Here is a 13,814-nt window from a genome sequence, read left to right on the forward strand (position 1 = left end):
TATGTTTTTTCTTTTTTTAATTTTGTTAACTTGTATCCCCTTATGTATTGGAATTACGATACTTGTTTTATTCAAAAATAATAATCTATCAAAAATCATTTTTATATTTCTCCTCTTAGCCTCATTCTGGCAATTAGATGTTGCATTCTTATATTCGTATGATTTGTTCAAAAAAGAGACTATTGAATTCTTTTTCAAACTCTTTCGATTTGGCTCTATCATGATAACGCCTACGCTTTTCTATGTTGGGTATACAATTGTTCAAGAGATGCTATCAGATGACTTGAAAAAAAAGTGGCGTTTTTTTGTAAATCGTATTACCGTCTTATTATTCTATGGCTTATCCTTTCTAGTTTACATAAGCGGATGGAGTGTTAAAGGGATTAGTGAATTAGAGCTTTTAAAATTTGGTTCTAATATATTTTACTTCCCTGTTTACGGAGAGCTGTCATGGTTTTACAATGCAAATGTTCTTCTTTTTATAGTTAGTATGATTACCTGTTTTTTGATTAGTTTACATGTTCAAGATAAGAGCGTGCGTTCATTTTTAGTTTATTTTAATATCTTTACGTCAATTGCATACGCAATAGGCATTTTAAATATGTTCCCTTCGACAAGATTGTACCCAAGTTCGATTGCGATCTTGGTCTTTGCTATTTCCTTATTAATTCTTACGAGCCGAATGTATCTTGAATTAGTAAACAATATGAATAAGAAGCTATCTGATCAAAAGAAGTTTCTATTCCAAGTCATAGATTTAAACCCAAACTATATTTATGCTCTCGACGAAAGTGATCGATATACACTTGTGAATCAATCATATGCACAGTTAATGGGCATGAGAATTCAAGATATGATTGGGAAAACAGACTATGACATACATCATGATACACGTGTAGTGAAACAAAACGTCAATCAAGAAAAGAATATGCACAAACATTCGGAAAAACTCTTCATTAGAGAAGAAGCCGTAACTGCCAATTCAGGAGATACCATCTGGTTACAAACTGTTAAAATACCAATAGATACCAATGATAGTTCAGTGCTACTTGCTGTATCTACAGACATTACGGAACGAATAAAATATGAGGATACGATCAAGCTCCAAGCAAATCATGATGCTTTAACAGGATTACCGAATCGAAGAATGTTTAATGAGAACTTAACTAACCTTTTAGAAAAAGCTAAAACCGAGACAAGTCAGAATGCAATAATGTTTCTCGATTTAGATCGATTTAAATACATCAATGACACACTTGGACATGACGTCGGTGATCTCTTATTAATAGAAGTATCAAGACGTATTGAAAACTTAATCAAGAAAAAACATAATTCTGCAGGGTTTTATCGTATTGGTGGCGATGAATTCACCATTTTACTTCCTCATTATAAGGCGAAAGATAGTGAAGACTTTGCCAAGGAATTATTGGGAGAATTCAGAAACAGCTTTTTAATCGACGGTAGCAATTACCATATTACTCCAAGCATTGGAATTAGCCTCTTTCCAAATGATGGGGATGACGCTAATACATTAATAAAACATGCAGATACCGCAATGTACTATGTGAAAGATAGAGGGAAAAATAACTATCAATTGTTTACATCGGAAATGCATCATGATTTTTACAGAAAAATGATGATTGAAAAACAATTAAGAACCGCTTTAGAAAATGAAGAATTCGAACTTTATTACCAGCCTATTATGAATCTGAAAACAAATGAAATCATGGGAATGGAATCTCTTATACGCTGGAATAACAAAACACTTGGACAAGTTACACCGGATGAATTTATTTCAATTGCGGAAGAAACAGGAATGATTATTCCAATAGGCCACTGGGTACTGAATACAGCAATTGAACAAAGTGCTCGTTGGCAAGAGGAAGCATATAAGCCATTAAGAGTAGGTATTAATGTATCTGTCAGACAATTAATCGATCCAAATTTTCTAGAGAAGGTGAAAACCACAATTGAGAACAATGCACTTGATGCGACCTATATCGTGTTAGAGATTACTGAAAGTATTGCGATGTATGCAGAGGCGATGAGTGAAAAGTTAGGTGCCTTAAAAGAACTTGGTATAAGTCTATCAATGGATGACTTTGGAACAGGATACTCATCACTCGGCTATTTGAATAAATATCCACTGGATTCATTGAAAATCGATAAATCATTTGTTATTGGAATGAATCGAGACGATGAGAGCAAAGCCATTGTAAAAACGATTATAGCCGTAGCAAAAGAACTCGATTTGAAAGTCATAGCTGAAGGTGTAGAAGGACAAGAAGAATATCAATTCTTAAATGAGATTGGCTGTGATTACGCTCAAGGCTATTACTTCAGCCCCCCACTCCCTGCAATCGATTTCAAAGAAAAATGGCTTACATCGGGCGACTGACCCATTGGAATGCTAACGATACATTTTTGACATGAAACACTTGTAAATGGTTTCATTTAAACAAAAAATGACTATCCAATCTAGATACAATTGGATAGTCATTTTTATTTTTCCCCTCGGCAAAGGAATTGGTGAGGCCTTGAAGTTATCGCACCTTTTCCTATTGCTTTTTGTTAACTATAAAGCTTTTACTAGTAGATTATTTTTCTCTAGTTCCTTTAAGTGTACAAGTTAGATGCCATAGTATCAAAACGTGAGCTACACCGTCTAAAACTACCTGTTGGTAAACATTATATCTTTGGCAAAGGTCTAAAAATTGAAACTAAACGACCAGTCTCCGGTACAATTCCGTCAACTGGTCGTATAATTAAATGTTTTCTCATTTTTTCAAAAATTGTATGCAGCTCCATGTTCCACAATGCTTTTTGTATTGGGTAGATATTCTGTCTTCATTAACGCTTACTCTTACTGTTTGATTGTAATATTTGTTAATTCAGAGTAGAAGTCAAAGCTATGCGCGCCACCCTCACGCCCTAAACCGCTCTGTTTCATACCACCGAATGGTGTACGTAGATCACGTAAGAACCAAGTGTTAATCCAGACCATACCAACTTCAATTTGTGTCGATACTCGGGTAGCACGTTTAATATCAGAGGTCCAAACACTAGCACTTAGTCCATAGGGTGTATCATTCACTTGCTCCAATACTTCTTCTTCGGTATCAAATGGGATTACCGTTACGACTGGGCCAAAAATTTCCTCACGGACACATCGTGAATTTTTTCCTAACCCTGAAATGATTGTTGGCTCTACGAAAAACCCTTTTTCCAATCCTTCAGGAGTTTTCCCACCAGTTAAGAATGTGCCCCCCTCTTCCTTGGCAATTTCTAAATAGCTTACTACTTTTTCAAAATGTTCTTCACTAACCAATGCCCCAACTTTTGTATCTGGATCAAATGGATCGCCTACTTTTAATTCCTTGGTTCTTGCTACAAATTCCTCTATGAATTCATCGTAAATAGGTCGCTCAATATAAATTCTTGAACCGCATAAGCAAACCTCTCCTTGATTAATAATACTAGATCGCAACGTTGTATCGATTACATCATCTAGATCTGCATCTGCAAAAATAATATTTGGGTTTTTCCCACCTAGTTCGAAAGATAATTTCTTGATGGTTGGCGCTACGGCTTCCATAATGGCAGTACCCGTAGTTGTTTCACCAGTAAACGCGATAGCATCAACATCTTCATGTGATGTGATAGCTGCCCCAGTTTCACCTTTACCATGTACCATATTTACGACGCCATCTGGTACACCAGCATCCGTACAAATTTGTGCTAATACCGTTGCTGTCATCGGCGTTATTTCCGATGGTTTCATAACAACTGTATTATACCTGCCGCAAGAGCTGGAGCAAGCTTCCACGTCATTAGTAGCAGCGGAAGATTCCATGGGTTAATTAATCCAACGACACCAACTGGTCGACGTATCGCGAAATGCAAGGCTATATTATCTTGTTGGTATGCCTCCGTTCCTACTGTTGTCATATAGTTAGCAAAGAAATGGAAATTGTACGCTGCACGTTCAATATCCACTTTTTTCGAAAGCCATAATGGCTTTCCTGTATCCAAGGACTCGAGTATTGCTAATTCCTCTTTTCTTTCTAAGATCAAATCGCCTATTTTACGAATGATAGCGGAGCGCTGACTTAATGGCATGTTTCCCCAATCGCCTTTAAGTGCCCTTCTTGCGATACCGACTGCATGATCTACTTCTTCTTTTCCGCCTTCTGCAACAATTCCTAACACCTCTTCAGTTGCCGGGTTAATATTTTCAAATGTTTTACCATTGACTGATTGCAAATACTTTCCATTAATATAGCGGAAACAATCGATTGGACTTACTATCACCTTTGTTTCTGTTGTTTGCATGATAAATCCATCTTTATTTTTCCATAAATGTATAGTTAATAAACGTTCAAAATCAGAACTATTTATCAACTTGACCTAACTATAGAGGTAATATCAAAATATATAAACATCGTCGTTCCTCTATGCGGAACGAATACAACAAAAAAATATAACCGATCGATGATATAATTTACTTAGAGTATATGTATACATCAAGCATCTTTCGCTGATATAATTATGAATTATACTGTTCCTTTATACGGAACAAAAATATTGGAGGGTAAAAAAGTCATGCCAGAAAATAAAGGAAGTCCACAAATTCTAACTTCCGTCAGAAATGCACTACGTATACTCAAAAGTTTTTCAACCTTTGAACCTACGAAGAGAGTTAACGAGCTTTCCAAATCCTTAGGTTTAGGTAAAAGTACCGTAAGTAGACTACTTTCAACGCTAGCAAGTGAAGGTTTCGTAACAAAAGACGAGAAGACCAATGTTTACCGTTTAGGGTTATCCGTTCTCACCTTAGGTGGAATTATCACAAATGATTTAGAGATTCATAAGGAGGCCACACCTGTTCTGTCCAAATTAGTTAATGATACGGGTGAAACAGCGCATTTAGCCATATTAGATGAACTTGAAACGATTTATATTCATAAGGAAGAGTGCAATCATCCTGTTCGCATCTTGACTCATCTTGGCAGAAGAAATCCGTCCTATTGTACAAGTTCAGGTAAGGTCCTACTTGCTTTTAGTGAATCCAACATTGTAGAAAAAGTGATTGAAGAAGGACTGGTTGCCCATATGAATAATACACTTACGAATCCCGCTCAATTACGAAATGAGCTTGAAACGATTCGCCAGCAGGGATTTGCAGTCAGTACAGAGGAGCTAACCGAGGGAACGAGATCAGTTGCAGCCCCAATCCGTGACTATACTGGCCAGATTGTGAGTGCCGTTGCTGTAGTCGGTCCCATCCAACGAATGACAGACCATAAAATCAATCAAATTGCAAAAAAAGTCATGGAGGCAGGAAATGAAGCATCGGAACGACTTGGGTATGATGAACGGTATTTCAAACATTTACGGAGTTGATTTTGGGGTGTGATTGAATAGAGGCTTGTTATGTAGCCAATGCACTTGGCCTACGGGATGCATATCCATCAAAAACTTTAACTTTTACATGGTATTCAGCACTTCCTAAATCAAGAGAATGGAAAAGTTGAAATCGATAACAGCACACAAAAAGAATTTTGTATTATAAAATCACGCGGGAAATAGAATTATACCGATTTCCATGCTCACTTGTCCCTTTTGCATATACCTTATATGGTTTTACCGAAAAACTTGAATAAATAGTAAAAAAACCAATATTTAAGAAAATGGTCATAAACAAAAAACCGCACCGCGGAGCGCTAAGCTAACAGGTGCGGCAATTCATTGATGGAACTCATTATGTTTTCTCAGGCAATCCAACCCTCTTTCGGAATATCATGCGCTTCTCTCTTCATATAATAACGGCCTTTTGTCGCTATCCCCAGGATGACGGTCAGAATAGCCGCCAAAAATGCTGCGAAAAACGCTGCCGTAATTTGGAGGAATGTGCCCATATAGCCGAGCGCCGCAATCGTCCCCAGCACAGTAGGCACGGTCAACGCTACAACACCGACCGGATTCCATTTATACAAATTTTTCTGTCTTGATTCGTAATAGCCTGGCCCGATTTTAAGCCATTTCTTAAGAATCAGTGCATCTGTTACTAGAATCGACGCCCAACTCATTAAAGCGACGCCTTGGAAAGTCATTGCCATACCGAGATGGTCGACAATGCCGCCGAGCATCAGGAACATTGCAGCAACCGCAGCCACCACGACCCAAAAGCGACGCCCTGGCTTAAAGCCGAACATGTTTTCAAAAAAGTTCGACAGGGACAGCGAGCTGCTGTAAATATTGGTAATGTTGATTCGAATTTGTTATGTCTCGCAAACTCATCCATTTCAATAGAGGATTATACCCCCTTTCTGTCCGTCAGTTCGGGATTATGCCGCCGGCCCTCTCCAGACTCCACCTCACTACAAGCGCAAAATAAAAACAAGTAGAGAAAATTGCTTCTCTACTTGTTCTACTCATCCACAAATATCAATCTAAATCAATGACGACACTCTTTGCCTTCGTATAGATTTCAATTCCTGGGTAACCCATTTCAGCACCAATTCCGCTTTGCTTAAAGCCAGCTAGAGGAATCGCCGAGTTACTATTATAGTAGCCGTTTACCCAAACTGTACCAGCATCAAGTGCATTGATCACTTTATGAGCTTTATTGATATCTCTAGTATGGACGCCTGCAACCAGTCCGTACTCTGTTAAATTGCCACGCTCGATGACTTCATCGACGTCGTCAAATGAAAGAATACATAGAACCGGACCAAAGATTTCCTCTTTCACAGCTCGGCAGTTTTCATCCAACTCTGCAATAATGGTTGGCTCTAGGTAATAACCATTAGCGAGACTGCTATCAGCTGGAGCTTTACCGCCAACCAAAATTTTTCCGCCTTCTTGTTTTGCGATTTCAATATAACTCGTTACCCGCTCGTATTGTTCTTTGGAAACGAGTGGCCCCATTTCTGAAGATGGATCAAACGGATCGCCAACTTTTAAGTTCTTCGCCATTTCCACTAATTTATCGGTTACTTCTTGGTATACAGACCTTTCCACATAAACGCGAGAACCAGCAGCGCAGACCTGGCCTTGATTCATCGTAAAACCTAGAAACGCACTTTGAACCGCTTTTTCAATATTTGCATCTGCAAAAATGATATGTGGTGATTTGCCTCCCAATTCTAATGTAACTTTCTTCAAGGTATCAGCTGATTTGCGCAAAATCCCTTTACCGACAGAAGTTGAACCAGTAAAGGCAACTTTTTCGACATCAGGGTGGCTGGTAATTGCTTCACCCGTTACACTTCCAGGGCCAGTAACAATATTGACAACTCCGTCAGGGAAGCCGGCTTCTTTAATTAGTTCACCTAAATACAATGTACTTAATGAGGTGAATTGGGATGGTTTTAAGACCGACGTATTCCCAGCTGCTAACGCAGGAGCTAATTTCCAAGATGCTCCCAGTATTGGGAAATTCCACGAGGTTATTTGACCACAAACGCCAATTGGCTGTCTGATGCTGTATGCGTGTTTATTCCCACCTGTTGTTAACGTCATCGTTTCACCATTTATTTTGGTTGCCCAGCCCGCATAATAGCGGAAATGGTCCGCAGCTCCTAATACCCAGCCATAACGAGAGAGACTTTCAACACTTCCAAAATCGATTGTCTCAAGATAAGTTAATTCATCTTGATGTTCTTCGATTAAATCCGCAAGCTTATTAATTAACCGGGAACGTTCAGCAGGAGAGACCTGTGACCATGGACCTTTAAAAGCTGCCTTTGCTGCGGCTACGGCCTTATCCACATCTTCTTCACCAGCTTCGTATACTGTTGCGATTACTTGACCATTTGCAGGATTAATGGATTCAAATGTCTTACCTGATGCGGAAGCTACCCATTCACCATTAATGAGCATTTTTTTTGGTTCAGATAAAATTTTCATCATTCTTTCTTGTACTGGATCTAATACTTTTTCCATTTGATTCATCCCCTTAAAATTAGAATAATGTTTGGTCAAATAATATTAATTACTGCGAAAGTTTCCAATTTTATAGCTTTTCCCTCCTATCTTTATAGTACGTTATTCTGTATAATTATAATATTCCCAATTTTATGAGTAGCATATCCCTAAAAAGGAGTGACTGGATGACTTTTTCTCAAACTCTTAAACATCAAATTCAAATACTAGATGATCTTACTAGTCATGAAGAACAATTGTATACTATTCTTAAGTCGTATATGGAACTCTTTCCCGTATTGAATTCCTATTTATTTCGCTATTCTCCTTTGGGGTATTTAGCAGAGGGAATACTTGCGATTACTCCTAATGGATTAATACACATTCGTGATATGAGAGATGATGTCAGGTCGTTGCCAATTATTCACTCGGCCATTCATGAACGAAAGGCCAAGTACTCTTTCGGAATTGATTTTTTCAAGCAAACAAATAGTAAATACATGGTCACTGCAAAAAATGATTCGATTGCTATTACTCCAATATGTGTCGATTCCGTTGTCCTCGGATATATTTGTACAACTGAGTTTAAACAAATGGCGAATATAGATAAAGAAATGCTATCCAATTTCACGCTTTTTGGAAAATCAATTGGAAAAGTATTTATGCACACAGCTAATCGTCAGCCGTCGCAACTTTTAAGCAGACGGGAATTGGAAGTAATGAGAAGAATTTCTTGGGGAGAAACGACAAAAGAAATGGCGAGTGTATTGGGAATAAGTGAACTTACAATCCAACAATACGTCCAATCTGCTGTCAAAAAACTAGGAGTGCAAAATCGTGTACATGCGGTCGCTGAATTAATTAGAAAAGGAATTATTCATTAAGAAAAGAGTGAGAGGGAAAATGCTTGAATTCTACTCTCATTTCCGGCAAAAAGCTATCTGAAGCCAGTCATTCGACTTGTTCTATTTTAATGCTGGTAGAAAAAACTTTCATTCCACTAATGTCTGCTTCAATTAGTAACTTATAGGTTTTATATAAAGAAAAAGGGCTGACCAAAAGTCATTCTTGATGACTTTTGGGACAGCCCCACGGTTTAGCGTCAATTAGTACCCGTAAAAAGTACTCACAAACTTTAGTAATTATTTTCTTGTAATGTATATTTTTCAATATCTTGTTCTGCAGTAATTTGTGTTACGATTATGCTATTGATGACATTAATATATGCATATGCACTTGCTTTTAAAATATCTGTATCTACAGCTTTAGCAGTGTATTTTTCCCCTTTATGCTCCACTACGATTTTGACTTTCCCTAAGGCTTCTTGACCACGAGAAACTGAATTAATATTATATTCTACTAATTTCACAGGAATATCTGTAATATTTGCGATTGCTGAATATAGCGCATCAATTGGACCAGATCCAACTGCACTTGATTTAAACGTTTCTTCTCCTTTGTGTACTTTCACACTTGCAGATGGGAATGTAGCGTTGCTAACAACTTGCAAATCATCTAAATCATAAAACTGTGCTGAGTAGTTTTGCGCATTTGGATGATTTTTCTCTGAGTGCTCATAACATGCTTCCACAATTACATATAAATCGTGATTGTATACTTCTTTTTTCGAGTCAGCTAATGCTAAGAAACTTTCGAAAATCGCTTCAAATTCTTCCTCAGCAAAGTCGTGGAAGCCTAGAGTTTGCAAAGCATTTTTCACCGCATGACGACCAGATCGCGCCGTTAATACTAGCTCCATATCATCTAGGCCGACATCTTCAGGATGAACTATTTCGTATGCATCACGAGATTTTAATAGACCATCTTGGTGAATTCCTGAAGAATGGGCAAATGCATTGTCCCCTGTGATTGCTTTATTCACTTGCACGTCCAGCCCCATGAAGCTTGATACAAGGCGTGAAGTGTTCATAATTTCTTTTGTATTAATATTTGTAATCGCGTTATAAACAGATGCACGAGTTTTCAATGCCATAACAACTTCTTCAAGTGCTGCGTTACCCGCACGCTCACCAATACCGTTAATTGTACATTCCATTTTGTCTGCACCGTTTTTAATTGCAGCTAGTGTGTTTGCTGTGGCCATGCCAAGGTCATTATGGCAGTGTATGCTTAGTAGCACGTCTGGATTAAAGTTTTTCATGCGGTCATTTAGTTTGTAAATCATCTGACCGAATTCTTCGGGTTCCGCAAAACCTACAGTGTCCGGTACGTTGATCATTGTTGCACCAGCTTTCATGACGGCTTCAATCGTTTCCCATAAATATTCAAAGTCTGAACGAGATGCATCTTCAGTTGAATATTGCACTTGTGGCATTAAAGTTTTTGCATATTTCACTGCATCCACACCAGTTTGTAGAATTTGTTGTTTTGATTTGCTGAATTTTTTCTCAACATGAATGTCAGACGTTCCAAGTACCATGTGAATCATAGGGTTTTCTGCATATTTTACTGAGTTGTATACTGAATCAATATCTTCTTTAACGGCACGTGCAAGCGCTGTAATCATAATATCACTTGTGTTACCCACTTTTTGTGCAACTGCTTTTACTGCTTCAAAATCCCCTTGTGAAGAGGCTGGGAACCCCGCTTCAATAATGTCCACACCAAGTTTCTTGAGTTGTTGAGCAATTTCTACTTTTTCATATAGATTTAACTTAGCGCCTGGCACTTGTTCCCCATCTCTTAAGGTTGTGTCAAATACCCAAATTTTCCGTTCCATTTTCAAAACCCCTTTTCATCATTGTGAAAGCTCGATTTGGACGTAAAAAATCCCGCCTCTAATGAATTACTTCATAGAGACGAGATTGTTCTCGCGGTACCACTCTAATTGAACAGATGATTATCCATTGTTCCACTTAATGACAGAAAAAACTGTCTATCCCTATAACGGTGGATTCCGACATCCCCTACTAAAAGGTTCAGGGAGTAGCTCATGGACGAGTTCAAAATACGTGTCTATCGGTTTACACCTACCACCGACTCTCTTGTAAGTACACTATACTTTTACTATTTCCAATCACAGCTTCAATTGTTTTGAGTTGATTTCAACTTTATTTTTATAAGTTAATAAATAGGAGGTAACTACTTCCCTACATAAAGAAAATTGAATGGTGATTAAAAAATAGATGACTTAGCTACAATTTCATAGTCCAAGAACTCTTGGACTTCTCCTGCAATTTGTGTGATATCTTAACCATGAGAAAATTAGTTATGAATGTACAGGCTGTCCCAGTGCACTCAGCAAGGCCTCATGAATTGCTTCTGATAATGTTGGATGAGCTGCTATAAAGCTTTCCATGGATTCAATAGTCATCTCTGCCTGCATCATAATAGTTCCCTGCCCTATTAGTTCCGTTGCGTGTGGACCTATGATAGTGACCCCAATAATTTCATTAAATTGGGGTTCTACTAACACTTTCACTTTCCCTATTTGTTCTCCAATTATTAAAGCTTTCCCATTTGCCGAAAATGAGAATTGACCAATTCTAATATCACCATATTTATCTCTTGCCTGCTTTTCATTTAAACCCACACTAGCAATCTCAGGAGAAGTATAGACGCAACGAGGAACTGCGCGATAGTTAACGCTTTCATTATCCCCACAAGCATGCAACGCTGCAATCTTCCCCTCATGAAACCCTACATGTGCTAATTGCACTCCCCCAATTACATCCCCACACGCGTAAATCCATGGAATGTTGGTTTGCATAAATTCATTTACTTTGATCCCTTGTTGTTCATCCAAATCTAACCCAATATTATTTAGATTCAAACCAGTCACCCTTGGTTTTCGACCAACGGCTATTAAAACTTGAGAAGGCTCTAGTTCAATCAAACCATTATTAGTCTCAATGATAGCCTGGTTGTTGCTCTTATCCAATTGCTTCAATTTTGAAGAACAATAAATAGAAACACCTGACTTTTTCAAGCTGCTTTCTAAAATAGAAACAATATCGCGGTCTTCACCTGGAAGAAGTTGATTTTCCATTTCTACTATTGTTACTTTTGTTCCTAGACGAGCGTAAATACTGGCAAATTCACAGCCTATTACACCACCCCCAACGATTAAAAGTGAGGACGGTATTTCAGGAAGAGTCAAAGCTTGGCGGCTATCAATCACCCATTCATCAAATGTAGCAAAAGGAAGAGTAACGGTTTCAGATCCTGTAGCAATGATAACTTTATCAAAGAGGATTTTCTGTAATCCATTTTTATTTCGCACTGAAATTGCTCGGCTATCCAGAAATGAAGCCTCACCATTAATAACCTCAATCTTATTCTTTTTCATTAAGTAACTAATTCCTTGTACCAGCTTTTCTGTAACACTATTTTTATAGTGTTGAACGACAGGCCAATTTATTTCGGCTGCATCTGCTTTTATATTAATTCCAAACAAATGAGCATTCTTGATTTGTTCAAACCTAGTAGCACTTTCGAGTAGTGCTTTGGTTGGCATACACCCCTCATTTAAGCAAGTACCTCCAAGTTCCTGGCTTTCAATAAGAATCACTTTACTGCCTTGTTGTGCTGCCGTAATTGCAGCTACATACCCCGCAGGTCCCCCACCAATCACTACAACTGTATTCATTTCTTTCCTCCCTATAAACATAAATTAATAGGCTCTTCTAAATAACTCTTAAGGGTTTGTAGGAATTGGGCGGCTGGAGCCCCATCCACTACTTGGTGATTAAATGTAAGACTTAAAGGTAAAAGAATTCGTTTTTGTACTTGTTCACCGATAAATACAGGGGTTTCTTGTGCAGTCCCTATACCCAAAATTCCAGTTTCAGGTGAATTTAGAATTGGCGTGAAATATTCTATTCCATAACTTCCAAGATTACTAATTGTAAAGGTAGAGCCCTTCATTTGATCAGACTTTAATTGTTTTGTTTTTGCTAACTGCGAATATTCCTTTATAGAATGAGAGAGTTCTACTAGCGATTTTGAGTCTGCATGATTAACAACCGAAACTACCAGCCCGTTTTCCACATCCACTGCAATACCTAAATGGACATTATTGTGAATGTGAATTTGATTATCAATGAGAGCACTATTCATTTGTTTATGCTCCTGCAAAGAGAGAATAACCGCTCGAGCGATAAAATCAGTCAATGTAAACTTGCTATTATGCTTCTTTTCTACCTGCTTTGCCATTTTCTTTTTCAAAGATAACAGTTCAGTAATATCTACCTTCAGATGGTGAGTTAATTGTGCACTATTTTGAAGACTTTCCTGCATTCGATTTGCGATCACTTTCCGAATTCCGTTAACTGGAATTATTTCCGTATTTGTTACAAGATCCTTTTCCTTTACTGTTGTACTTGAAACCGGCTCTAATGTTGCCGCCTTATCTGATTCGCTGCTTCTTTCGTTTATCGCTTTTTCTACATCTTCTTTAGAGATTCTTCCATTCGGTCCTGTTCCCACAATTAATTGAATATCTAAACCTGCTTCAGCTGCCATTTTACGTGCAACTGGACTTATCTTAACTTTTTCCGAAGTCGAAGATGCTTGATTTGTTGAAGACTGATTTGTATCCCTTGAGGTTTCTACATTGTTAGGTTCATTAGCTCCTACTTCTGAGGAGTTATTTATAGCCAGGATTTTTTCACCTGGTTGACCGATGTATGCTAGCGCCTCATGGCATGCCACAGACTCCCCTTCAATGGCAGTAACATCGAGTAATATCCCGTCTTCTGGCGAATCTAATTCACAAACTTCCTTGTCTGAGCTTACCTCAACAATTGCATCTCCCTTTTTTACGTGATCGCCGACCTTCTTCATCCAATGTAAAACAGTTCCCTCTGACATAGTAAGACTTAATTTTGGCATCTCAATTTTAACTACCATTTTCACTCGCTCCCTTC

General features: G+C 38.1%; 7 protein-coding genes, 2 pseudogenes and 1 other annotated feature. Of the genes and pseudogenes, 3 read left to right on the forward strand and 6 right to left on the reverse strand.

Going from position 1 to position 13,814, the window contains the following annotated elements; genetic code table 11:
- The first annotated feature begins 1 nt into the window (after position 1).
- Entirely contained in the window at positions 2–2,398 is a 2,397-nt protein-coding gene (locus AC1TO6_RS07105; RefSeq protein ID WP_482100908.1) for a sensor domain-containing protein, read from the forward strand.
- Between the two features lie 465 nt (positions 2,399–2,863).
- Here the strand turns inward: AC1TO6_RS07105 and AC1TO6_RS07110 are convergent.
- Positions 2,864–4,332 (reverse strand): annotated as a pseudogene (locus AC1TO6_RS07110) (aldehyde dehydrogenase).
- A gap of 270 nt (positions 4,333–4,602) precedes the next feature.
- Between AC1TO6_RS07110 and AC1TO6_RS07115 the strand changes: the two are divergent.
- Positions 4,603–5,403, forward strand: coding sequence for an IclR family transcriptional regulator (locus tag AC1TO6_RS07115; RefSeq protein WP_482100909.1), 801 nt, complete (start codon positions 4,603–4,605; stop codon positions 5,401–5,403).
- A 368-nt stretch (positions 5,404–5,771) separates the two neighbouring features.
- Here AC1TO6_RS07115 and AC1TO6_RS07120 read toward each other — a convergent pair.
- Positions 5,772–6,281: pseudogene (locus tag AC1TO6_RS07120) on the reverse strand (purine-cytosine permease family protein); the annotation flags it as partial.
- A 166-nt stretch (positions 6,282–6,447) separates the two neighbouring features.
- A complete protein-coding gene (locus tag AC1TO6_RS07125; protein ID WP_482100910.1) occupies positions 6,448–7,947 on the reverse strand; it encodes an aldehyde dehydrogenase family protein in 1,500 nt (499 codons plus the stop codon).
- A gap of 167 nt (positions 7,948–8,114) precedes the next feature.
- Between AC1TO6_RS07125 and AC1TO6_RS07130 the strand changes: the two genes are divergently transcribed.
- Complete coding sequence (locus AC1TO6_RS07130; protein ID WP_482100911.1) at positions 8,115–8,810, forward strand: response regulator transcription factor; 696 nt, start codon at positions 8,115–8,117, stop codon at positions 8,808–8,810.
- A 251-nt stretch (positions 8,811–9,061) separates the two neighbouring features.
- On the opposite strand, the gene AC1TO6_RS07135 is transcribed toward AC1TO6_RS07130, so the two are convergent.
- The 3 genes from AC1TO6_RS07135 to AC1TO6_RS07145 all read right to left on the reverse strand — a co-directional run bounded on the left by AC1TO6_RS07135 (position 9,062) and on the right by AC1TO6_RS07145 (position 13,797).
- A complete protein-coding gene (locus AC1TO6_RS07135) occupies positions 9,062–10,666 on the reverse strand; it encodes a 2-isopropylmalate synthase (protein ID WP_482100912.1) in 1,605 nt (534 codons plus the stop codon).
- Between the two features lie 72 nt (positions 10,667–10,738).
- Positions 10,739–10,976, reverse strand: a binding site (T-box leader).
- Positions 10,977–11,155: 179 nt separating this feature from the next.
- Positions 11,156–12,535, reverse strand: a complete 1,380-nt coding sequence (lpdA, locus tag AC1TO6_RS07140; protein ID WP_482100913.1) for a dihydrolipoyl dehydrogenase — start codon at positions 12,533–12,535, stop codon at positions 11,156–11,158.
- An 11-nt stretch (positions 12,536–12,546) separates the two neighbouring features.
- Positions 12,547–13,797, reverse strand: a complete 1,251-nt coding sequence (locus AC1TO6_RS07145) for a dihydrolipoamide acetyltransferase family protein (protein WP_482100914.1) — start codon at positions 13,795–13,797, stop codon at positions 12,547–12,549.
- Between the last annotated feature and the right edge of the window lie 17 nt (positions 13,798–13,814).

It is taken from the genome of Sporosarcina sp. Y352 (assembly GCF_056786535.1).